Origin of the sequence: Nocardioides sp. (assembly GCF_047602075.1) — a bacterium.
Classification (GTDB): domain Bacteria; phylum Actinomycetota; class Actinomycetes; order Propionibacteriales; family Nocardioidaceae; genus Nocardioides.
Genome location: NZ_JASGIF010000001.1, coordinates 1901246 through 1923613, shown reverse-complemented (window position 1 = coordinate 1923613; position 22368 = coordinate 1901246). Strand labels below are relative to the sequence as shown.

The window sequence follows — 22368 nt, the reverse complement described above, 5'->3', positions numbered from 1 at the left end:
ACAGCGTCGGCCGAGTATCGTCGTACAACCCGGCGGGTAGGGTGACCACGGACATCCCGGGCCGTCCAACCGAGTTGTGGCGATCGGTCGGAGAAGCGCGCATGACAAGCTCCCACGAGGACCTGACGCAGTGGCGGCTGCGCGCGGTCCAGGCGTGGACCTCCTTCGTGGAGGCGGGTGACCAGGCAGCCGCCGTGGTGCGACCGGAGATCCTGCACTCCTGGCAGGTCTCCCAGGCCGCCATCACACCGGACGTGCGACACGCGCCACTGGCAGACGAGCGGGACACCGCAGCCTTCTGGCGCGAGTCACCGCTGCAGACCGCGGTCTCGCGAGTCGAGGCCGAGTTGCAGCGCACGGCCGAGGACGGTGACCTCGTGCTGGCGGTGACCGACGAGAAGGCCCGGATCTTGTGGACCTATGGCGGTCGGGTGATGCGGCGCAAGGCCGAGACCGTCAACTTCGTCCCCGGAGGGCGCTGGGACGAGGAGTCGGTGGGCACCAATGCGCTGGCGATCGCGGCCCGTGAGGGAGCCACCTCGATGGTGTTCAGCGCGGAGCACTATGCGCCGATGGTGCACAACTGGGTGTGCTGGGCGGCGCCGGTGCACGATCCCCGGACCGGCGCGCAGCTCGGCGTGATCGACCTGTCGACCACCTGGGACCGCACCCACCCGATCGGCCTGGCCACGGCACGGGTGCTGGCTCGACTGATCGAGACCGCGATGCCACTGTCGACCGCGCCCGGCGCGGCCAGCGAGGACGAGGCGACCCCGGGTCTGGTGTTGACCCTGCTCGGCAACGTCGAGGCGCATCTGGACGGCCAGCGGCTCCTGCTCAACCGGCGGCAGACCGAGATCCTCGCGCTGCTGGCGCTGCATCCCGACGGGCTCTCGCTCGAACAGTTGCACGCGTTGGTGTACGGCGACCAAGCCGTGACCGCCTCCACCCTGAAGGCGGAGGTGTCCCACCTGCGCAGCGCCCTGCACGGCCAGCTCGCCTCTCGGCCCTACCGGTTGACCATGCCGGTGAGCACCGATGTCGACGACGTGTTGGATGCCCTCCGCGCCGGGGACGTCGCGGCAGCCGTAGCGGCGTACCGCGGCGACCTGATGCCCGGCACCAACTCACCCGCGCTGACCGAGCACGCCGAGTATGTCGCCGTTGCCGTCCGCGAGGCGCTGCTCGCTCGCCCGGAGCCGGCCGCCGTGCTGCGCTACACCGAGCTGGTGCCCTACGACACCGCGGTGATCGAGGCCTGCCTCGCCAGGTTGGGCACCACGCCGCACCCCGCGATCCCCCTCCTCAAGGGCCGCCTCGCCGCCGCCCGCCGCTGACCGCCCCTAGAAGAACTCGTCGAGGAGGCGGTAGTAGGCCAACCTCGTGGGGTCGGCAACGACGCCATAAGCCGCGAGTGCCTCGTCGCCGCTTCCCTCGGGGAACTGGGGATTGGCGCCGCCTTCGAGACTGCGATGCAGCAGGGCCAGGTCCAGATAGCGGTCGGCTCGACCGAGCCGGGCCAGGTCGACCAATCCGGTCCATCTCAGGGTCTGGGGGTCGAGGAGGATGTTGGGTAGACATGCGTCGCCGTGACAGACCACCAGGTCGTCCGCCTCCAGGCGGGCCATCTGCTCCTTGGCGACCAGCAATTCGGCGAGAAGCTCGCGTGGTTGGCGGCCCTGGCGCTCGGCGTCGAAGTCAGCCGAGTCGACCAGGTCCCGGTGGACGGCTGCCGATGCGGCGACGCAGGTCACTTCCAGTCGATGGTCGAAGGGGCAGTCGCTCACCGGAAGCGCGTGCAGCTCGGTCAGCGCGCGGGCTGCAGGGAGGACCTGGCTGGCGTCCGCTTCGGGCACCGCGCTTGCTGGGATCCCACGGACGGCACTCGTCACCAGCGTTGCGGTGTCCTCGGCATGCTCCCAGTCCAAGAGGACTGGTCCCGGAATCGGCGTCGTAGCCAGCCAGACCACCTTGTCTCGCTCTGCCATGAGATCGGCGACCTGCGCCGAGCCGCTCGCCGTCTTCGCGTATGCGGACCCGTCCGGGCTTCGGCGCACTGCCGCGTCCGAGCAGCCGAGGTCCACGGGCTCCCAAGCGATCATTGGCCCATTGTGGTGCTTGTACGTGGTGCGCGCCGTAGTCGGTGGACACCACCCAACGTGCCACGTGGTGGCCGCACACGATTCGCGCGGCGATTCTCGACAGTTCGGCGGGAGTCCGCACGGCGTTCACCTGACTCGGTTGGGCTGATGCTCGTGCGCCCGGACCCGGGTGCGCAGCCCACACGAGGAGAGAATCCATGAAGCTGCATCCTCTGCCGGCCCTCCTGGCCGGCGCGACGGCTGTTGCGGTCGTCGGCGGCCTGGCCACCGCGAGCGCTCACCTATCGGCGCCTCGCGACCCTAGCGTCCACGGTGGCGCCGCCCGGCTCAAGGGTGACCACACGTCGGCGGTCAAACGTGCGCTCGCTGGCGGCAAGGTCCGCAACGTCATCCTCTTCATCGGTGACGGGATGGGCGACTCCGAGATCACCTCGGCCCGCAACTATCAGTACGGGGCCGGTGGTCTCCTTCCGGGCATTGATGCGCTGCCCCTCACCGGCTCCTACACGACCTACTCGCTCACCAAGGATGGTGCCGTCGACTACGTCACCGATTCTGCTGCCTCCGGCAGCGGCTGGGCGACCGGAACCAAGACCTACGACGGAGCCATCTCGGTCGACATCCACGACACGGACCAGCCCACCCTGCTGGAGCTGGCCAAGCGCCGCGGCCTGCGGACGGGCGATGTGACGACCGCCGAGATCCAGGACGCCACCCCGGCGGTGTTGGTCTCCCACGTGTCGAGTCGCAGCTGCTACGGGCCGACCCAGACCGCGGCGCAGTGCCCGGCGGACGCGCTCGAGAACGGTGGGCCGGGATCGATCACTGAGCAACTGCTGGCGACCCGCCCCGACGTCACTCTCGGCGGCGGCGCGACGACCTTCGCGCAGACAGCGACCGCAGGGAAGTACGCCGGCAAGACCCTGCTCGAGCAGGCGAAGGCTCGTGGCTACCAGGTCGTCGACGACGCAGAGGGGCTGCGCAAGGCTGCGGTCGCCAACCAGCACAAGCCCCTCCTCGGACTCTTCGCCCCTGGCAACCTGCCGGTGAACTGGGTCGGCCCAGCTGCCACCCCAACCGGCGCGACCACGCCTGCCGAACGCTGCACGGACAATCCCGACAAGCCGTCGGGCCAGCCGTCCTTGCGGGCCATGACCAGCAAGGCGATCTCGCTGCTGAACGACAGGCGGTCCTCGAAGGGCTTCTTCCTGCAGGTCGAGGGTGCCAGCATCGACAAGCAGGACCATGCCGCCAACGCCTGCGGCCAGATTGGTGAGGCGGTCGACCTCGACGATGCGGTCCAGGAGGCGCTCAAGTTCGCCCAGCGCGACAAGCACACCTTGGTGATCGTGACCGCGGACCACGGCCACACCAGCCAGATCGTCGAGACGGGGCAGAACACCCCGGGCCTGACCGTCACCCTGCAGACTGCGGACGAAGCGCCGATGACCCTCTCCTATGGGACGGCGTCGGCTGGCGGCTCGCAGGAGCATACCGGCACGCAGGTGCGGATCGCTGCCTTCGGCCCGCGGGCCGGCAACGTCGTCGGCCTCACCGACCAGACCGACCTGTTCTTCACCATCGCCAGGGCTCTGAGCCTGGGCGGCGACCACTCCGGATCTGCGGGGCGTGGCCAGCCGGGGCCACGCCCCCACGCACGTCCGGGCCCTCGCAGGTCCAGCGGCAGCCAACCGAGGACCAACCTTGGCCGCTCTACGGTCGCCTGGAGTCCGCCCTGAGACCCAGGTCACACCTGTGAGGAGCCCCCGCATGGTCCAGATCAGCCTCACCGTCGACGGCGACAACGTCACCGACGACGTCGAACCCCGGATGCTGCTGGTGCAGTACCTCCGCGAGAAGCTCGGGAAGACCGGCACCGTGATCGGTTGCGACACCAGCAACTGCGGCGCCTGCACCGTCCACTTGAACGGTCGGAGCGTGAAGTCCTGCAACGTCTTGGCCGTCCAGGCCGACGGCGGCGAGGTCGTCACCATCGAGGGGCTGGCCGCCACCGTCGAGGGCGACCTGCACCCGGTCCAGGCGGCGTTCCGCGAGTGCCATGGCCTGCAGTGCGGCTTCTGCACGCCGGGGATGATCATGCAGGCCGTCGACCTGCTGAGCGAGAACCCGAATCCGACCGAGGAGGAGGTCCGCGAGGGGATGGAGGGCAACCTGTGCCGCTGTACGGGCTACCACAACATCGTCCGGTCCGTCCTCACCGCCGCGGGAGGTGAGCAGCAGTGACCGTGACCCAAGACGCTCCGGCCCCCGAGATCGGCCAGGCCCGGCGCCGCAAGGAGGACCAGCGACTGATCACCGGCCGCACCCGGTGGACCGACAACATCGCGCTGCCCGGGATGCTGCACCTCGCGATGGTGCGCAGCCCGTTCGCGCACGCCAAGATCACCAGCATCGACGCGTCGGCGGCCAAGGCTGCCTCGAACGTCGTCACCGTCATCACCGGCGCCGACGTCGCCGAGGAGCAGGGCGGCCTGCCCAACGCCTGGCCGATCACCCCCGACCAGGTCACCCCGCCGCACCCGCCGGTCGCGGTGGACCGAGTCGCCTTCGCCGGCGAGATCGTCGCCGTCGTGGTGGCGCGCAGCGCAGCGGCCGCACGGGACGCGGCCGAGCTGGTCGACGTGGACTACGAGGAGCTGCCCGCCGCGCTCGACCTCAAGGAGTCGGCCGAGGACAAGGTCCTGGCCCATCCGGATCTCGGCACCAACAAGTCGGCGCTGTGGGTCTTCGACTCCGCTGCGGCGGGCACCGGTGGCGACGTCGAGGAAGCGATCGCCAAGGCCCGCGAGGACGGCATCGTCATCGAGCGGGAGTATCGCCAACAGCGGCTGATCCCCGCCTTCATGGAGCCTCGCTCGGTGGTCGTCGATCCCACCGGTGAACAGATCACCATGTGGAGCGCCACGCAGATCCCGCACATCCTGCGCTTCCTGCTGGCTGCCGTGCTCGGCATCCCCGAGTCCAAGGTCCGCGTCATCGCCCCCGACGTGGGCGGCGGCTTCGGCGGCAAGCTGCAGACCACGCCGGAGGAGTTCATCACCATGGTGATCGCTCGTCGGCTGGGCAAGCCGGTGAAATACACCGAGACCCGGTCCGAGTCGTTGATGAGCGCCCACCACGGCCGCGACCAGTGGCAGCGGCTCACCCTGGCCGCCGACAAGGACGGCACCGTCACCGGTCTCAAGGTCGACCTGCTGGCCGACCTGGGCGCCTACGTCTCGCTGGTCGGCGGCGGCGTCCCGGTGCTCGGCGCGTTCATGTTCAACGCGATCTACAAGTTCCCCGCCTACCACTGGCAGGTGCAGACCGTGCTGACCAACAAGACCTGGACCGACGCCTACCGCGGCGCCGGCCGGCCCGAGGCGACGTACGCCATCGAGCGGTTGATGGACGAGCTCGCCGTCGAGGTCGGGGTGGACCCGCTGGAGATCCGGGAGAAGAACTGGATCAAGCACGAGGAGTTCCCGTTCACCACGGTGGCCGGGCTGGAGTACGACTCCGGCAACTACGAAGCGGCCACCGCACGCGCCAAGGAGATGTTCGGGTACGACGACCTGCGCGCCGAGCAGGCCGAGCGGCGAGCACGCGGCGACAAGGTGCAGCTCGGCATCGGCGTCTCCACCTTCACCGAGATGTGTGGCCTGGCGCCGAGCCGGGTGCTCGGCTCCCTCGACTACGGCGCCGGCGGCTGGGAGCACGCCAGCATCCGGATGCTGCCGACCGGGAAGGTCGAGGTGATCACCGGCACCAGCGCCCACGGCCAGGGGCACGAGACGGCGTTCAGTCAGATCGTCGCCGACCGTCTCGGAGTGGCCTTCGAGGACGTCGAGGTGCTGCACGGCGACACCCAGATCGCGCACAAGGGCCTGGACACCTATGGGTCGCGGTCATTGGTGGTCGGTGGCGAGGCGCTGGTCCGGGCGGCGGACAAGGTGATCGAGAAGGCGAAGCCGATCGCGGCACACCTGCTCGAGGCCTCCGTCGACGACCTGGAGTTCGCCGGCGGCCGGTTCACCGTCAAGGGCACCGACCAGGGCATGGCCATCGGGGAGATCGCACTGGCGGCCTTCGCCTCGCACAACTACCCCGAGGGCATCGAGCCAGGCCTCGATGCGGACGCCACCTTCGACCCCGTCAACTTCAACTACCCGCACGGCACCCATCTGTGCGCGATGGAGGTAGACACCGAGACCGGCGCCAGCAAGATGCGCAAGTACGTCTGCTGCGACGACATCGGCAACATCATCAACCCCCTGATCGTCGCCGGCCAGGTGCACGGCGGCCTCGTGCAGGGCATTGCGCAGGCCCTCTGGGAGGAGGCGCTGTACGACGACAGCGGCACCTTGGTCACCGGGTCCTTCGTCGACTACCTCCTGCCGACGGCGGCCGACACCATCTCCTTCGAGGTCGACCACACCGTCAGCCCGGCACTGACCAACTCGCTCGGCACCAAGGGGGTCGGTGAGGCCGGCACCATCGCCTCGACACCGGCGGTGGTGAACGCGATCGTCGACGCGCTGCGGCCCTACGGGGTCAACGACATCCAGATGCCGTGCACCCCGGAGCGGGTCTGGCGGGCGATCAACAGCGGAGGCGCTGGCGGCTCCACTGAGGAGTCGGCCATGCCCCACTTCGACCAGAGTGAAGGAGGTGCGCAGTGATTCCCGCTGCCTTCGACTACCTGGCCCCATCCTCGGTCGAGGAGGCGCTCGCGGCGCTGGCCGAGCACGGCGACGATGCCAAGATCATCGCGGGTGGACAGAGCCTGCTGCCGGTGCTCCGGATGCGGCTCAACGCACCCGAGACGGTCATCGACCTGGGCCGGATCGACTCCCTTCGCGGGATCCGAGATGACGGTGACGCATTGGTCATCGGCGCGATGACGACCCACCACGAGGTGCGCGACGACCCGCTGGTCCGCGAGCACGCGCTGTTGCTCGCCGAGGCCGCCGCGACGGTGGCGGACTCCCAGGTCCGGCACCGCGGGACCCTCGGCGGTGCCCTCGCGCATGCCGATCCGGCTGGCGACCTCGGCGCGCCTGCCTTGGCGCTGGACGCGTCGTTCGTCGTGGCAGGACCCGGTGGGAGCCGCACCATCGGTGCGGACGACTTCTTCGTCGACCTCTTCGAGACCGCGATCGGCGACGACGAGATCCTGACCGAGGTACGCATCCCCAAGCACGCCGGTTGGGGCGCCCACTACGAGAAGTTCGTCAGGGTGGCCCATCAGTGGCCGATCGTGGCAGTTGGTGCGACCGTTCGGATGGATGGCGGCACCATCGCCGAGGCACGCGTGGGGTTGACCAACATGGGGTCGACTCCGCTGCGCGCTCGTGGGGTGGAGGCTGCGCTGGTAGGGGCCAACCCGACCGAGGAGGCCATCGGCGCCGCCGCGAGCCTGGTCGCCGACGGCACCAACCCGCCCTCGGACCTCAACGGCGACGCCGACTACCGCAAGCATCTCGCCACGGTGATCACCCGCCGCGCGGTCTTGGCCGCCGTGGGAGCCTGACCGGATGGATCTCACCCACCGGTTCACCGTCCCCACCGACGTCGAGGAGGCCTGGGCCCACTTCAACGACCTTGCCGCGGTCGCCGAGTGCTTCCCCGGTGCCCAGGTCAGCTCGATCGACGGCGACTCCTTCGCCGGCTCGGTCAAAGTCAAGCTCGGCCCGATCGCGCTGCAGTACAACGGCTCCGGCGAGTTCGTCGAGAAGGACGACGCGGCGCACCGCTTCGTCGTCCAGGCCAAGGGCAAGGACAAGCGTGGCAACGGCACCGCCGGCGCGACCGTCACCTTGGCCATGGCCGCGGCCGGGCCGGGGGCCACCGACGTGGAGGTGCTCACCGACCTGTCGGTCACCGGCAAGCCCGCTCAGTTCGGTCGCGGCGTGATGCAGGACGTCTCCGACAAGCTGCTCGGGCAGTTCGCGGGCTGTCTGGAGCAGCGGTTGGCTGCCGCCCAGTCGGAGGAGGCCCAGCCGCAGGAGGCGGCGCCCGATGTCGAGGCAGAGCCTGCGTCCGCCGAGGCACCAGCGGGGATGCCGGCCATGGCGGTGGCTCCGGAGCCGGGTCCAGAGACGAAGCGCAGCACACCGCTGCCGCCTCCGCCCACCCACGAGGACGCCATCGACCTGGGTGCCACCGTGGTCCCGATCCTGGTCAAGGCCTACTGGAAGCAAGCTGCGGCTGTCCTGGCCGGATTGATCGTGTTGCGATGGTTGGTGCGACGGCGACGTTAGCGACACCACGGAGCCAAGTCGAGTAGTCTCCGGCCATGTTTCGCGTGTGGGGGCGGATCCTCGCGCTCGTCGTCCTGCTGCTCGCGGTGACGGTGCCGAGTGCGATCGGTTCGCTGATCCCGTCGTCGGCCAGTGGGACCTACGAGCAGACGCGCATCACGTCGTACGACGCCAGCTTCGACCTGGCCAGCAACGGCGACCTCGACGTCACCGAGACGCTGACCGTCAACTTCCCCTACAGCGGGAAGCACGGCATCTTCCGGTTCTGGGACCTCCACGACCCCAACGCCGAGCGCGCCCGCCGGCTGCCTGAACACATCACCGTCACCAGAGATGGTCGCGACGAGCCGTTCTCGCTGTCCTGGGAGAGTGGGCGCCGCTACCGCGTCGCCAAGATCGGCGACGCCGACGTCTTCGTGTCACCCGGCGACCACACCTACGTGATCTCCTACACCATCGACGGGGTGCTGCTGCCCGGCCCGAGCGATGGGCAGTCGTTCTTCTACTGGAACCTGGTGCCCGGCGGCTGGCAGCAGGCGATCGACCAAGCGACCCTCACCGTCCACCTGCCGGCCGAGGCGAGCGCTGTCGACTGTGCCGTCGGGGTGGGAGCGCTCAGCGGTTGCAAGGTGTCCGGCACCGACTCCAGCGACCTGACCGTGACGGCGAGCGACCTGCCCCCGCTGACTCCGGTCACCCTGCGTGCGCAGGTCGCCGTGCCCACGCCGCGGGCCGGCCACGTAGTGCCCTGGCCCTACGCCCTCGACGGGGTGTTCGGGATCTCGTTGGTCCCCGCCCTGGCGATGCTCGGCCTCGCCCTGCTGGCCGGGTTGATGGGCTATCTGCTGAGCCGAGCGACCCGTGAGCCGGAGCCGCCGTACCCCTTGCAGTACGCACCTCCCGACGGCATCGGCCCCGCCCAGGCGCAGTATGTCTTGACCGAGAAGGTCGACAACCGCTCGTTCGTGGCCTCCGTCATGCAGGCCGCCGAGCATGGCGCGATCACTCTCGATCACTCCGGCGATGCCTGGACGATCACCGATCGCGGCGGCGCGGAAGGCTGGGCAGGCCTCGACGATGGCACGCGTCAGGTGGCCGGCCTGGTCAGCGGGCCGGGGCAGGCCTTCACGGCGGCCAAGCGTGACGTCACTGCGGGTCAGACCCTGCAGCGAGAGCAGAAGCAGCACACCAACTGGATCAAGTCGTGGGCGCGGGAGCAGGGCCTGGTCGTGCGCGCCGGCCCGGGATCGTGGGGCGGGCTGCTGCTGTTGCTCGCGATCGGCCTCACCCTGCTGCTGGCCTTCAAGCCGCCGGGCGGCCTGCACGGGCTCGCGTTGGTGCCGGGCCTGTTCGCGATCGGCGCCATCGAGACGTTGAGCACCGGGGCGGCCACCCGACGGACCCGGGCCGGCCGCGACCTGTGGTCTCGGCTGGGCGGCTTCCGCCGCGTCCTGTCGACGCCGTCGAGCGTCGACCGCTTCGACTTCTCCGGCAGGCAGGAGCTCTACACCGCCTACATCCCGTGGGCCGTGGCCTTCGGCTGCGCCAAGGAGTGGGCCGAGAAGTACCGCACCGAGATGGGCGTCGAGCCGCCGACGCCGTCGTACTTCCCGGCCTACGCCGCGGGGTACGCCGGCGATCCCGCCTCCGCGATGGTCAACGACTTCTCCAGCACCGTCAGCTCTGCGGTCTCGGCCTACCAGGCCACCCAGAGCTCGTCGTCCGATGGTGGCGGGGGAGGAGGCTTCTCGGGCGGCGGGGGCGGCGGTGGAGGAGGGGGTGGCTCCTGGTGAGCGCTTCCTCCACAATGGGGTGCCCACACCGGGCATCGCGACGAAAGGAAACCGGACAGTGACCATCTTCGGTGCGCTAGGCGTCATCCTGCTCCTGCTCGTGGTGCTGGTGCTGTTCGCCGTCACGGGCTTCAACAAGCTGCGCAAGGCCGACATCGGGGCGCAAGAGGGGCTGGGTGGCATCGACGTCCAGCTGACTCGTCGGGCCGACCTGATCCCCAACCTGGTGGAGACGGTGAAGGGCTATGCCGCGCACGAGAAGAGCGTCTTCGAGGAGGTCACCGCCGCGCGCGCCGGTCTCCAACACGCTGCCGCCGCCGGCGACGTCGCCGCGAAGGCCGCCGCCGACGCCGCGATGCAGCAGGCGATGGTGCATGTCAACGCGGTCGCGGAGAACTACCCCGACCTCAAGGCGAGCGCGAACTTCCAGGACCTGCAGCGTCAGCTCGCCGACACCGAGAACCAGCTCTCCTTCGCCCGGCAGTACTACAACGATGCGGTCACCAAGCTCAACACCCTGGTGCGCACCATGCCCTGGATGTTCTTCAGCGGCATGGCCGGCGTGAGTGCGCGGGAGTTCTACGAGGCCCCCGAGGGGCACCAGCAGGCGCCGAAGGTGGAGTTCTAGTCAGAAGACGCCGCGGGGGCGGAACTGGACGGAGACGCGGGGGCCGGCGTGGGCGACCTTGGGCACCGCGTGCTCCCAGGTGCGCTGGCAGGAGCCGCCCATCACCAGGAGGTCGCCGTGGCCCATGGTGAAACCGATCGCGTGGCCTCCGCCACGCGGTCGCAGCGCCAGCCGGCGCGGGTCGCCGAGGGAGACGATCGCGACCATGGTGTCGTGGCTGCGGCCCCGACCGAAGGTGTCCCCGTGCCAGGCCACCGAGTCGCGACCGTCGCGGTAGTAGCAGCAGCCCGCGGTCACGAACGGCTCACCGAGTTCAGGGTGATAGTGCGCGGAGAGAGCGTCGCGGGCCAGGGTCAAGATCGGATGGGGGAGCGGATCGCCCTCCTGATAGGTCGCGACCAGGCGCGGCACGTCGACGACGCGGTCGTACATCTCCCGTCGCTCGGCCCGCCATGGGACGCCATCGAGCATGGCCGCGAGCACGGCGTCCGCGTCGCGCACCCAGCCGGGCCGGACATCGACCCACGCGCCGCGGGTGAGGGGCGTCCGCTCCACCGTCGTGCCCAACTCGCCGAGTGGGGGTGAACCGGGCGAGGCAGCGTCCGGCACGGTGTCGACCGGCGCGCCGAAGAGGGTCGCCTGGAACTCCATCGGTCGAGTCTACCAGTGAATCGAACAAGTGTTCGATGTCGATTGGGCCCAAACGACATCCGAACCGCCCGAAATCCCATCGATTGGGCCCAATCCGCAACCCTTCGCCGACCCGAGATTCGCCGACACCAGAAGAGGGATCGTCAAGGTTCCGGCATTCGTCAGACAGGGGCATAGGTGCCGACTTAGAGTTCCCGCCGTGGACGATGTGTTGGAGTCGCGGCCCCGCGAGCTCAAGCACGTCCAGGTGCGTGAGTACGTCAGGTCTCTCGTGGAGGGGGCCGAGGCCGGCTCGCCCGCTCCTTCGGAGCGTGAGCTGGTCACCCGCTTCGGCGTGGCTCGGATGACGGTGCGTCAGGCCATGGACACGCTGGTCGCGGAGGGGCTGCTGGAGCGGATGCCCGGCAAGGGCACGTTCGTCGCGCACCCGCAGCGGCGAGCGAGCCGGCCGGTCGGGTTCACCGAGGAGATGCTGCGCCGTGGGTTTCAGCCCGAGTCGCAGACCCTGCTGACCCGGCTCGAACAGGCCGGCCCGGGCGTGGCGCGGGCGCTCGACATCACCCCTGGCGACTCCGTCCTGCACTGGCGCCGCCTGCGGCGCGCGGACGGTGCTCCCGTCTGCCTTCAAGATGCCTTCCTCAACGAAGTGCTGCTGCCCGGCTTCTTGGAGAAGGCCATGCCGACGAGTTTGTACGGCGCCCTGGTCAAGCGTGGTCTCGCCCCGCATTGGGCCGAGGACTCGATCAGTGCTGGCCTGGCCGACGAGACCGAAGCGCGCCTGCTCGAGGTCGAGCCCGAGAGCGCCGTGCTGCGAGTGTCGCGCCGAGCAGTCAGTGGCGAGGTCACCGTCGAGGTCTCCCGCTCCACCTACCGACCGGACCGGTTCACCATGTTCGTCCAGGTCGGCGCCCCCGTCTGAGCCGGCCCTCGGCAGACGTCAGCCTCGCCGGTCGCCCGAGCGACCAGTGGGTACGACGCCCGCGGTAGCGAGGCGCCACGCCGAGACAACCACTTGCATACCCGGTATGCATTCGTGCTATACATACTCGGTAACTACCGCGCGGGGGTCGGTAGTCGAGCCGAGGGGGCACTGGTGTCGGTGAAGTTGGCACTGCTGGCGCTGCTGGAGCAGCGACCGATGCACGGATATCAGCTGCGCGCCGAGTTCGAGCAACACACCGGAGCCACCTGGCCACTCAACGTCGGGCAGGTCTACCAGACGCTGTCTCGGCTACAGCGCGACGGGCTCGTCGCAGAAACGGGGGTCGACGAGCCCGTCGATGCTGCCGGCCAGCATCGGGTGGTCTATCAGCCGACCGAGGCCGGCCGGGCCGAGGTGGCCGCATGGTTCGCCTCCCCGGTCACCAGATCCCAGCCGCCGCGCGACGAGCTCGCGATCAAGCTCGCTCTGGCCGTCACCGTCCCCGGTGTGGACGTCGCCGCGGTCATCCAGCAGCAGCGATCCGCGACGATGGCCGCGCTGCAGGACTACACCCGCCTCAAGCAGGGCGCAGGCACCGTCGACTCTGCCGATCTCGCCTGGTCGTTGGTGCTCGATGCCCTGGTCTTCGACGCCGAAGCCGAGATCCGGTGGCTCGACCACTGTGAGGCGCGCGTGCGCCGGGCCGGTGCGGAGCGTCGTACCCCTATCACCCCAGCCCCAACCGGGCAGGCGGGCCAGGCAGGCGATACTCCTGAGCCAGCCCCATCGACGGTCGCGCGACCGGGCGCCGGGCCGGCCCGATGATGAGCGGACCCATGGACGGAGCCGTGCTCGCCCTGGATGCCGTCACCCGGGTCCACGGCCAAGGCGCGACCGAGGTGCACGCACTGCGCGAGGTCAGCCTGGCCGCGATGCCCGGTGAGCTGGTGGCGGTGATGGGGCCGTCCGGCTCCGGGAAGTCGACCCTGCTCACGTTGGCCGGTGGGCTGGACACCCCCACGGCCGGGGCGGTGCTGGTCGAGGGAGAGAACCTCGCCACGATGGGCATCAAGGAGCGGGCCCGGTTGCGGCGCGCCTTCATCGGCTACGTCTTCCAGGACTTCAACCTGATCCCTGCTCTGACCGCAGCGGAGAACGTCGCGCTCCCTGGTGAGCTCGACGGCCGCCGACCGCGGGCCGCGCGCACGGCTGCGCTGAGCGCACTGGAGGAGGTCGGCATCGCCGATCTCGCCGATCGGTTCCCCGACCAGATGTCTGGTGGCCAGCAGCAGCGGGTGGCGATCGCTCGAGCCGTGGTCGGCGAGCGACGGCTGATCCTGGCCGACGAGCCCACTGGCGCGCTCGACACGCAGACCGGCGAGGACATCTTGCGCCTGTTGCGCTCTCGGTGCGACCAGGGTGCCGCCGGGGTGATGGTCACCCATGAGGCTCGGCACGCAGCGTGGGCTGACCGCGTGGTCTTCCTCCGCGACGGGGTCGTGGTCGACCAGACCGGGCCCGAGCCGGTGGAGCGACTGCTTGCGGCCGACGGGCAACGGTGACTCGGTCATGAGTCTGCTCCGGGGCTGGCGCCCTCTGCTCCGGCTGGCCTGGCGCGACGTCCTGCGACACCGGGGTCGCAGCGCACTGGTGATCGCGATGATCGCGTTGCCCGTGGTGGCGGTTACCGCCGCCGACGTCTTGATCACCACGGTCGACGTCTCCGGCCCCGAGGGGCTGGATCGTCGGATCGGTGCTGCTGACGCGTCCATCAGCTTTGTTCCCGGCCATGCCGTCGTGCAGGACTTCGATCCGGACGCGGGCTATCGAGTGATGGGCAAGGCCAGCGACGCGGCTCCAACCACGCTGGACACCATCACGGCGGCGCTGGGCCGAGATGTGCCTGCCCTCGAGCGGCGTGCCGGCCGGGTTCAGGCGACCACCGGCCACGGCGTCTTGTCGGCGTGGGCGCTCGAGGTCGACCTGGAGAGTCCGTTGGCGGACGGGCTGGTCCGGGTGACGTCGGGCCGGCTGCCGCACCAGGGCGCGGCCGAGGTGGTGGTCAATCAGGTCGTGGTCGATCGAGGCTTCCCGGTCGGGAGCACGATCGAGCCGACCGAGGGGAAGGCACTGACGGTCGTCGGCGTGGTGACGATGGCCTACTCCTCGGACCTGCCGGTTCTCGTCGCACCGCCGGGTGCTCTGGATCCGGGCGCGATGCAGGAAGACAGTGTCGACTGGTTGATCGGTGGCGGGCCGGTGTCATGGGCGGAGGTCCAGCGGCTCAACGAGGCCGGCGCCCTGGTCCTCTCTCGCGAGGTGATCACCAATCCTCCGCCCGCCAGCGCCCTCTCCCCGGACCTCGACGTCCAGCAGAGCGGCCAGGACAAGGCATTCCTCGCCGTCCTCGCTCTGGTCGTCACGATGGCGCTGCTCGAGATCGCCCTGTTGGCCGGTCCGGCGTTCGCCGTCAGCGCGCGGCAGCAGGCCCGGTCGTTGGCGTTGGTCGCGGCCGCGGGCGGCACGCCGGCGCAGGCGCGACGGGCGGTGCTCGCCGGTGGGATCGTGCTCGGCGGGCTGAGCGCGGTGATCGGCGTCGTGCTCGGCCTGGCCGCGGCCTGGCTGTTGCAGCCGGTGGAAGAGCACTACGACGACACCTGGCTCGGGCCGTTCGACGTGCGCTGGTCGCATGTGCTCGCGATTGCGCTCTTCGCGCTGCTGAGCGCGGTCCTTGCGGCCGCGGTGCCGGCCGTCCTGACCGCACGGCAAGACGTCGTGGCCGTGCTCGCCGGTCGCCGAGGGGATCCGGCACCCTCCCGTCGGTCACCGGTCGTCGGCACCGTCCTCGTCGCGGCGGGCATCGCCGGATCGGCATTCGGCGCGCGTCAAGGCGGCAACGCCGGCATCTTCGCGATCGCTGCGGCGGCGGTCGTCGCCGTCATCGGCGCGATCTTGCTGATGCCGCTCTTGTTGGCTCTGCTCGCGGCGCTGATGCGTCGGCTTCGTCCCAGACTTTCGCTCCGGTTCGCTATCCGAGACGCCGCCCGGCATCGCACCCGCACCGTGCCCGCCGTCGCCGCGGTGATGGCGACGGTCGCCGGTGTGGTGGCTCTCGGGGTGGCCTTCAGCTCGGACCAGAAGGAGTACGACGTCACCTACGTCCCGCTCCTCGCGATGGGCAAGACCGTGGTGACTGGCGATGCGACGCCGGCGCAGTGGCGACAGATCACCGAGACGGCGCGCCGCGTCGCCCCGGAGAGCACGCCCGAGGCCGTGCGCGGGTTCGCGTCCTACTCGGAGTCCCAAGAGACCGCGATGCTCCGGGTCGGCTATCGGGGCCTCCGGCAGCAGCGCGACCTTCAGGGGAGGTCGAGCCTGGGCTCGACGGACCTGGTGGCGTCATCGCTGCCGGTGGGACTGCCCGGGATCTCCGCGCAGGATCGGGCCCGGGCCGATCGGGCCCTGGCGGCAGGCGGGATCGTGGTGTTCGTCGACCACGAGCTCTCGGATCGGCAGGTGCGGGTGCGGGCCTGGACGTTCTCGCCCGACGGCGGCAAACGACACGCGGCCGGCGAGGTGAGTGTGCCCGGCACCTTCATCCGAGCCGGCGCCAACTCCGCCCCTGCCGCCAGCGTCTCCTCGCCGGAGGCCGTCGCCGGGCTCGACGCCCGGCCGACCGTGGTCGGCCTCTACCTCGGTGGGCGGCCGCTGACCGATCGGCAGGAGCAGGACCTGACCGAGAGCCTCGCCGCGACGACTCCCTCGGTCTCGGTCTGGGTCGAGCGCGGGCCGGAGGCCGACCAGCAGACGCTGCTCGTCTACGGCATCTTGTTCGGTCTGGGCGCCGTGCTGATGCTCGGCGGGACACTGACCGCCACCTTCCTTGCCCTCTCGGACGCGCGGCCCGACCTCGCGACACTTGCGGCCGTCGGCGCCCAGCCACGCACCCGGCGCAGCGTCGCGGCCGCGTACGCCTTGGTGGTCGGCCTGGTCGGCTCGGTCCTCGGAGCCGCCATCGGACTGGTTCCGGGGATCGCCGCCAGCTTCCCGCTGACCGGCAACAGCTGGGCGACCGAGGACATCGGGGGCAATCCGCTGCCGACCCACTACCTCGATATCCCGTGGCTGCTGATCGTCGCTCTGGTGCTGGCACTGCCGCTGGTCACCGCCGCCGTGGTCTGGCTGTCCGCCCGCTCGCGGCTGCCGATGGTGGCGCGACTCCAGTAGCCGCCCGACCTCGTAGAGTTCCGCCATGAGTCCGCTCCTCGAGGTCGCCGTCGCGGGCGTCGTCGACGTGGCGGGCGCGGTCGCCGGGGGTGCGGATCGACTCCTGCACGCCGTGCCGGGCGCCGACGACGGCCTGTCGCCCGACCTCGCCGAGGCCTCGGCGGTGCTGCGGGAGAGTCGGGTGCCAGTTCGAGTGATGCTCCGGCTCAACGACAGCGCCACGACGACGGGCGGGGAGTTCACTCGGCTGATCGGCCTGGCGGAGGAGTATCTCGCTCTCGGCGCCGAAGGGGTGGCCTTCGGCTTCTTGGACACGGACCTGGAGATCGACACCGGCACCTGCGCCGCGCTGGCCGCCGCCCTGCCGGGCGTGCCGTGGACCTTCCACCGGCTCGTGGATCGGGCGCTGGACCCGCGCCACGTGTGGCGCGACCTGCGCGGGCTGGCCGGCCTCACCGCCGTTGCATCGGCCGGCTCACCGCAGGGCCTCGGCCATGGGTACGACGACCTGCTGGCGCTCGCCGAATCGGACCCCGAGGTGGCCAGACTCCTCCAGCCGGCGGGCGGGCTCGTGGCGGAGCAGGTGCCGTGGTGGTTGCGTGCCGGGGTGTGGCAGTTCCGGGTCGAAGGACAGGTCCGGCCCGGCGGTTCCTCGAAGGCCTATGTGGACGAGGCGCTGGTCCGGTCCTGGCGGACGCTGTTGGACTCGGCTTCGGCTCGGCTGTCTCGATGACCGTCCTGATCGACCCCCCGAACGCCCCCGGCCACGGTCGGCTCTGGTCCCACCTGGCCAGCGACGAGTCCTACGCCGAGCTGCACGCCTTCGCCGCCCGGGTCGGCATCCCCGCGCGGGGGTTCGATCGAGACCACTACGACGTTCCCGCCGACCTGCACGACCGGATGCTCGCCGAGGGTGCGCTGCCGGTCTCCTCGCGCGAGCTGATCAACCGCCTGGTCGACGCCGGGCTGCGGCGTCGCAAGTCGTCTGCGCTGGGCGCACGCTGGCCCGGCCAACGACTGCGTCGCCCTGCCCTGTTGCGGCCCGGCGATCTGGTGGCTGTGGTCGCCCCGGCGGGCCCGACGGACCGGGCGCGAGTGGCCGCGGGCGTCGAGGTGCTCACCAGTTGGGGTCTGCGGGTCAGGCACTCCGACGCGGCCGGCGGCGAGAGCCTGCCCTGGCTGGCAGGGCCGGACGAGGAGCGGGCGACTCGCTGGCAGGACGCCTGGCTGGATCGCGAGGTCAAGGCGATCTGGGCTAGCCGCGGCGGGTTCGGATCACAACGACTGCTCGACCACGTCGACTGGTCCGCCCTAGCCCGGACGCGGCCGACCTGGCTGGTCGGCTTCTCCGATGTGACCGCCCTGCACCAGGCCGTGGCGGCGCGGCTGGGTGTGCTCACCGCGCACGGGCCGGGTGTGGCCGCCCTGGCGGAAGCCGACCCCCGCACGACCGAGTCGGTCCGGGCACTGGTGATGGAGGGACGCAGCGAGCCGCTCCAGGGACGGCCCGGTGTCGGCGGCGTCGCGGAGGGCGTCTTGGTCGGCGGCAACCTGGCCACCCTCGCTTCCACCGTGGGCACGGCCGACTCGCTCCCGGCCGCGGGCGGCATCGCCCTGCTCGAGGATGTCGCGGAGGCACCGTACCGTCTCGACCGCTTGCTCACCCAGGTGGTGCGGTCGGGCTGGCTGGACGATGCGCGCGCGATCGCGGCCGGCGATTTCACCGATTGCGGTGACCTCGACCTGGTGCGACGGCTGCTGCTGGAACGCCTCGGCGGCCTCGGCGTGCCGCTGGTGCTGGACCTGCCAGTCGGCCATGGCCGGGTCAACCTGACCGTCCCGCTCGGTGCCCGCGCTCGCCTCGACGGTTCCGCCGGGACACTGACACCCCTGCTGTGACCTTGCTATACCCCTGTTGTACCGCTCTTGTGACGCCCTTGTGACTCGTGTTGACCCGGGGCGCCCCTGGTTGCCCGATCGGACGAATCTCTGCGATCCCACTCCGCGAGACTCGAGAAGGTGCCAATATCGAGCAACTTGGCTAACTTGACACCGGTCCGCCATAAACCTCGGTAGGCCCCCGGTCGGAAGGAAACGCGTGTCGACCCCCACGACAAGCCCTCGCACCGTCAAACCGCTGAACGCCCGTGATCGACACTTCGTCGACCGGTTCAGCTATGGTCACACCCCCGCGCTCGACCAAGCCGTCCGGTCTGCCGGCGGCGGTCGCGCGTGGTTCGAGGACCAGCTGACTCCCGACCGGATCGCGGACAAGCCGGGCGGGAAGGTCAGGGGCTGGTACCCCTCGCTGTGGTACTCCCCGGCCAAGCTCTTCTACCGCAACTACCACGACATCAAGCCGGCCTGGGAGGTGATGACCGACTTCGGCCGCTGGACGATGATGCGCCGGACGTTGAGCACCCACCAGGTCCACGAGTTGATGGTCGAGTTCTGGTCCAACCTGCTTCATGTGCCGGTGGGCGACGACTCCGCCTGGCCCTATCGGATCGCCTACGACAAGCTGATCCGCACCCACGCCCTCGGCCGCTTCGACGACATGCTGGTCAAGACGATCACGCACCCCTGCATGGGGCTCTACCTCGACAACGCCACCTCGACCAAGGGGGCACCCAACGAGAACCTCGGCCGTGAGCTGCTGGAGCTGCACACCGTCGGAGTCGACGCCGGCTACCGTGAGAAGGACGTCAAGGCCTCGGCGAAGATGCTCACCGGCTACCGTGCCCAGATCTATGCCAAGGGCTCGTCCGGGGAGTACGACGCACTCTGGGCGAAGTACATCGCCGACGACCACTACGTCGGGAAGCTGAAGATCTTCGGATTCAAGAGCGCCAACAAGCACGCCGACGGACGCAAGGCCACCGAGCAATATCTCCGCTACCTGGCCCACCACCCGGCGACGGCCAAGCGGATCGCCCATCGGCTCGCGGTCCGGTTCGTGTCCGACGACCCGTCGGCGGACCTGGTCCGCACGGTGGCCCGTGCCTGGACCCGCAGCGGCACCGACATCAAGACCACCCTCCGTGCGCTGGTCGCCCATCCCCAGTTCGCCTCCTCCGCCGGTCGCAAGGTGCGCATGCCGCTGGAAGACACCATCGCGACGATCCGTGCCCTCGAGATCAAGCCCAAGAAGCCGAAGAAGGACGGTGCCTTTGCCGACGCGATCTTCTGGGTCGCCAGCGGTCAGGGGATGACGCCGTACAACTGGCCCGCGCCCAACGGACACCCGGAGTTCAACGCACCCTGGTCCAGCGCGGGCCGCGCGCTGACGTCCTTCGGGATGCACCGCTCGCTGGCGGCGCGCTGGTGGCCGACGGGTGAGGCGCACTTCCCGAAGTACTCCTCGTTCCTGCCCGCACTGCCGGCGAAGTACGGCGAGGTCGTCGACCACGTCAGCGTCAAACTCCTCGGCGTTCACGCGAGCGCGAAGGTCAAGGACGCTGTCGCGCTGCGCAGCGGTCGCGCGCTCAACCAGCAGGTGACCGCGGCCGAGATGACTGACGCCTCGGTGGCCCAGCTGCTGACCGCTCTGCTCAGCTCCCCGACCCACATGACTCGTTGAGGAGCTCGTGATGAACCAGACAGCTACTCCCGCGCAGGTCACCACCAAGCCGTGCGGCTGCCCCGACTTCAACCTGAGCCGCCGCCGGTTCCTGGCCGGCGTCGCCGCCGGGACGACCGCGATGGCCGGTGCCAGCATCTTCGGTGATGCCTTCCGCCAGGTCACCTACGGTGCCGAGGCGGCCGGCCCGGTGCTGGTCGTGCTCTCCTTCCGCGGCGGCGCCGACGGACTCTCCATCGTGGTGCCGAAGAACACCACCGACCAGTCGGTGATCACCAGCCAACGCGGCAGCATCGCCATCCCGGTCGACCGGTTGGTCGCCGGCAACGGCAACTGGGGCCTGCACCCCGCCCTGGCGCCGCTGACGCCGATGTGGGATGCGGGCACCTTCGGCGCCGTTCACGGCGCCGGTCTCGCCTCGCCGAACCGCTCGCACTTCGACGCGATGGAGCAGGTCGAGCTCGCCAACCCCGGGTCGTCGACCCGGCAGGGCTGGATCAACCGGATGATCGGCCTCGGCTCCTCGCTGCCCGAGGAGCAGATGCAGCTCGGCAGCAGCATGCTGCCCACCGCCCTGGTCGGCCAGGCGCCGGCCCTGGGTGCCGGCCAGGTCACCGACCTCAAGCTGCCGGATCTTTGGAACGACAAGGAGCTGACCAAGTCCCTGCGGAAGATGTGGACCGGCACCGCCACCTCGCTGAACGGCGGCGTGCGCACGGCGCTCGGCTCGGTCGGCCGACTCGCCTCGCTGGCTGGTGACGGGGACGGCCTGAAGGCGGCCAAGACTCGCTATCCGGCAGGCCAGCTGCAGAGCGTTCTCGCCAACACCGCCCAACTGATCAAGGCAGAGGTCGGCGCCAAGATGATCACCATCGACTACGGCGACTGGGACATGCACAACGGCCTCGGCACCAGCGACCCGCAGCCCGGCCAGTGGATGTATGACCACCTCGACCACTTCGCCACCTCGATGAAGGCATTCTTCGACGACCTCGGCACCGTCGGCAACCGGGTGACCGTGGTGACGATCAGCGAGTTCGGCCGCCGGGTGCAGGCCAACGGCGACCACGGTGTCGACCACGGCTACTGCAATGCGATGCTCGCCCTCGGCGCGAGCGTGAACGGCGGCGACGTCCGGGGCAGCTCCGGGCTCAACCTGGACAAGTTGGCCGACGGCGACGTGCCGCTCCAGCACGACTACCGCAGCGTGCTCTGGGACGTCATCAAGGGGCGGTTCGGGCTCAGCGACGGCCAGCGGACTGCGGTCTTCCCCGGCAGTTGGAGCTATGCCTCGACCGGCATCATGAAGTGATCCGCGGGACGTCGTGCTCTGTGGTCGCCCGGGCGACCGGAGGGAATGGCCTCAGCCGGTGAGCCGGGCGAGCTCGGCGGTGACGTTGACGCGCGCCCGGGCCTCCCAGCGCTCGAAGGCGTACGCCGTGTGGAACAAGGCCGGCTTGGCCACGAGCTCCCGAAGCACCGCCGCCCGGCCCGCGCGGAAGTCGGTGTCGGAGACGTGGGCATACTCGCGGCGCACCGCGGCGGCGTACTCCTCGTAACGCTGGGCGCTGGTCGCCAGGATGGCTAGGTCGGCGTCGGTCAGCGCGGCGCCGTCGAGGTCGCCAGGCTCCGGTCGATGGCGCTCGGTGACCAGCACCAGCCGGGCCACCTCGGCGGCCACCGTCGCACCGACCAAGGGCGGCAGCGCCTCGGTCGCCCACTTGGCCGAGCGCTCCTCGTCGCCGGGGGCGGCGTCGTAGACCGCGTCGTGGAACCAGGCCGCCAACGCCGTCGTCGCTGCCTCGTGCTCTACTCCCGCGGCTGCCAACTCGGCTAGCCGGTCGAGCACCTCGGCCAGGTGGCGCAGGTCGTGGTAGCCGCGATCCGGCGCCGACCACGCGGCCAGCAAGGCGTCGCGTAGGTCGCCTCCGTCGGGCAGCGGCCAACGCGCGGCGAGGGCACCAGAATCCGGCATCGCACCATCGAAACACATCCGGACCGAACGACCGCGGAGCCGATGGTGACGCACGCCACCGGTAGCCGACCTGGTCTGGAGACAGGCTGCGAACGGTGCCATGGTGGAGTCATGACGACCCAGGCTGCACCGTCGAGTCAGGCTTCACCGTCGAGTCAGGCTTCACCGTCGAGTCAGATCCCGCCGCAGCGTCGCGAGATCGGGGTGACCGAGCTGGTCCTGCGCGA

At 70.1% G+C, this 22368-nt stretch carries 19 protein-coding genes; 16 read left to right on the top strand and 3 right to left on the bottom strand.

The features are described 5' to 3' along the window. Window positions 1-101 precede the first annotated feature (101 nt). Window positions 102-1337 carry a transcriptional regulator gene (locus QM714_RS09690; RefSeq protein ID WP_415099879.1) on the top strand — a complete coding sequence of 412 codons (1236 nt, stop codon included), beginning with the start codon at window positions 102-104 and terminating at the stop codon, window positions 1335-1337. A gap of 6 nt (window positions 1338-1343) precedes the next feature. Here QM714_RS09690 and QM714_RS09685 read toward each other — a convergent pair whose 3' ends face one another. Beyond that, window positions 1344-2102, bottom strand: a complete 759-nt coding sequence (locus tag QM714_RS09685) for an APH(3') family aminoglycoside O-phosphotransferase (protein ID WP_415099877.1) — start codon at window positions 2100-2102, stop codon at window positions 1344-1346. A gap of 197 nt (window positions 2103-2299) precedes the next feature. Between QM714_RS09685 and phoA the strand changes: the two genes are divergently transcribed. Genes phoA through QM714_RS09650 form a run of 7 tightly spaced genes read left to right on the top strand, consistent with a single transcriptional unit; the run spans window position 2300 to window position 10786 of the window. Then, the gene (gene phoA / locus QM714_RS09680) at window positions 2300-3841 is read left to right on the top strand and encodes an alkaline phosphatase (protein ID WP_415099875.1); all 1542 of its coding nucleotides are present in this window, start codon (window positions 2300-2302) and stop codon (window positions 3839-3841) included. A gap of 31 nt (window positions 3842-3872) precedes the next feature. Further along, window positions 3873-4346, top strand: coding sequence for a (2Fe-2S)-binding protein (locus tag QM714_RS09675; RefSeq protein WP_415099873.1), 474 nt, complete (start codon window positions 3873-3875; stop codon window positions 4344-4346). Then, a complete protein-coding gene (locus QM714_RS09670; protein WP_415099871.1) occupies window positions 4343-6784 on the top strand; it encodes a xanthine dehydrogenase family protein molybdopterin-binding subunit in 2442 nt (813 codons plus the stop codon). The genes QM714_RS09675 and QM714_RS09670 overlap by 4 nt, the downstream gene beginning before the upstream one ends. Next, entirely contained in the window at window positions 6781-7635 is an 855-nt protein-coding gene (locus QM714_RS09665) for an FAD binding domain-containing protein (protein ID WP_415099869.1), read from the top strand. Before QM714_RS09670 ends, QM714_RS09665 begins: the two co-directional genes overlap by 4 nt. Before the next feature lie 4 nt (window positions 7636-7639). After that, entirely contained in the window at window positions 7640-8365 is a 726-nt protein-coding gene (locus QM714_RS09660) for an SRPBCC family protein (protein ID WP_415099867.1), read from the top strand. Between the two features lie 35 nt (window positions 8366-8400). Further along, the gene (locus QM714_RS09655; protein ID WP_415099865.1) at window positions 8401-10158 is read left to right on the top strand and encodes a DUF2207 domain-containing protein; all 1758 of its coding nucleotides are present in this window, start codon (window positions 8401-8403) and stop codon (window positions 10156-10158) included. Window positions 10159-10216: 58 nt separating this feature from the next. Further along, entirely contained in the window at window positions 10217-10786 is a 570-nt protein-coding gene (locus tag QM714_RS09650) for a LemA family protein (protein ID WP_415099863.1), read from the top strand. Here the strand turns inward: QM714_RS09650 and QM714_RS09645 are convergent, their stop codons facing one another. Next, complete coding sequence (locus QM714_RS09645; protein ID WP_415099861.1) at window positions 10787-11437, bottom strand: alpha-ketoglutarate-dependent dioxygenase AlkB; 651 nt, start codon at window positions 11435-11437, stop codon at window positions 10787-10789. It lies immediately after the preceding gene. A 199-nt stretch (window positions 11438-11636) separates the two neighbouring features. Between QM714_RS09645 and QM714_RS09640 the strand changes: the two genes are divergently transcribed. From QM714_RS09640 to QM714_RS09605, 8 genes are all read left to right on the top strand, one after another. After that, complete coding sequence (locus QM714_RS09640; RefSeq protein ID WP_415099859.1) at window positions 11637-12356, top strand: GntR family transcriptional regulator; 720 nt, start codon at window positions 11637-11639, stop codon at window positions 12354-12356. A gap of 174 nt (window positions 12357-12530) precedes the next feature. Beyond that, window positions 12531-13184 carry a PadR family transcriptional regulator gene (locus tag QM714_RS09635; RefSeq protein ID WP_415099857.1) on the top strand — a complete coding sequence of 218 codons (654 nt, stop codon included), beginning with the start codon at window positions 12531-12533 and terminating at the stop codon, window positions 13182-13184. An 11-nt stretch (window positions 13185-13195) separates the two neighbouring features. Beyond that, a complete protein-coding gene (locus QM714_RS09630) occupies window positions 13196-13921 on the top strand; it encodes an ABC transporter ATP-binding protein (RefSeq protein WP_415099855.1) in 726 nt (241 codons plus the stop codon). Window positions 13922-13928: 7 nt separating this feature from the next. Then, a complete protein-coding gene (locus QM714_RS09625; protein ID WP_415099853.1) occupies window positions 13929-16586 on the top strand; it encodes an FtsX-like permease family protein in 2658 nt (885 codons plus the stop codon). Between the two features lie 25 nt (window positions 16587-16611). Beyond that, window positions 16612-17319 (top strand): copper homeostasis protein CutC, encoded by a 708-nt coding sequence (locus QM714_RS09620; RefSeq protein ID WP_415099851.1) that lies wholly within the window; start codon window positions 16612-16614, stop codon window positions 17317-17319. Beyond that, window positions 17316-18485 (top strand): DUF4031 domain-containing protein, encoded by a 1170-nt coding sequence (locus QM714_RS09615; RefSeq protein WP_415099849.1) that lies wholly within the window; start codon window positions 17316-17318, stop codon window positions 18483-18485. The genes QM714_RS09620 and QM714_RS09615 overlap by 4 nt, the downstream gene beginning before the upstream one ends. A gap of 199 nt (window positions 18486-18684) precedes the next feature. Beyond that, on the top strand, window positions 18685-20166 hold the full coding sequence (locus QM714_RS09610) for a DUF1800 domain-containing protein (protein WP_415099847.1): 1482 nt from the start codon (window positions 18685-18687) through the stop codon (window positions 20164-20166). Between the two features lie 10 nt (window positions 20167-20176). Further along, window positions 20177-21478, top strand: coding sequence for a DUF1501 domain-containing protein (locus QM714_RS09605; RefSeq protein WP_415099845.1), 1302 nt, complete (start codon window positions 20177-20179; stop codon window positions 21476-21478). 51 nt (window positions 21479-21529) lie between these two features. Here QM714_RS09605 and QM714_RS09600 read toward each other — a convergent pair whose 3' ends face one another. Further along, window positions 21530-22141, bottom strand: coding sequence for a hypothetical protein (locus QM714_RS09600; protein WP_415099843.1), 612 nt, complete (start codon window positions 22139-22141; stop codon window positions 21530-21532). Window positions 22142-22368 lie beyond the last annotated feature (227 nt).

Bases quoted from the DNA above. Each gene is read 5' to 3' on its own strand.
- QM714_RS09690 (WP_415099879.1), top strand. From the start codon at position 102: ATGACAAGCTCCCACGAGGACCTGACGCAGTGGCGGCTGCGCGCGGTC.
- QM714_RS09685 (WP_415099877.1), bottom strand. From the start codon at position 2,102: ATGATCGCTTGGGAGCCCGTGGACCTCGGCTGCTCGGACGCGGCAGTG.
- phoA (WP_415099875.1), top strand. From the start codon at position 2,300: ATGAAGCTGCATCCTCTGCCGGCCCTCCTGGCCGGCGCGACGGCTGTT.
- QM714_RS09675 (WP_415099873.1), top strand. From the start codon at position 3,873: ATGGTCCAGATCAGCCTCACCGTCGACGGCGACAACGTCACCGACGAC.
- QM714_RS09660 (WP_415099867.1), top strand. From the start codon at position 7,640: ATGGATCTCACCCACCGGTTCACCGTCCCCACCGACGTCGAGGAGGCC.
- QM714_RS09655 (WP_415099865.1), top strand. From the start codon at position 8,401: ATGTTTCGCGTGTGGGGGCGGATCCTCGCGCTCGTCGTCCTGCTGCTC.
- QM714_RS09645 (WP_415099861.1), bottom strand. From the start codon at position 11,437: ATGGAGTTCCAGGCGACCCTCTTCGGCGCGCCGGTCGACACCGTGCCG.
- QM714_RS09630 (WP_415099855.1), top strand. From the start codon at position 13,196: ATGGACGGAGCCGTGCTCGCCCTGGATGCCGTCACCCGGGTCCACGGC.
- QM714_RS09625 (WP_415099853.1), top strand. From the start codon at position 13,929: ATGAGTCTGCTCCGGGGCTGGCGCCCTCTGCTCCGGCTGGCCTGGCGC.
- QM714_RS09620 (WP_415099851.1), top strand. From the start codon at position 16,612: ATGAGTCCGCTCCTCGAGGTCGCCGTCGCGGGCGTCGTCGACGTGGCG.
- QM714_RS09615 (WP_415099849.1), top strand. From the start codon at position 17,316: ATGACCGTCCTGATCGACCCCCCGAACGCCCCCGGCCACGGTCGGCTC.
- QM714_RS09605 (WP_415099845.1), top strand. From the start codon at position 20,177: ATGAACCAGACAGCTACTCCCGCGCAGGTCACCACCAAGCCGTGCGGC.
- QM714_RS09600 (WP_415099843.1), bottom strand. From the start codon at position 22,141: ATGCCGGATTCTGGTGCCCTCGCCGCGCGTTGGCCGCTGCCCGACGGA.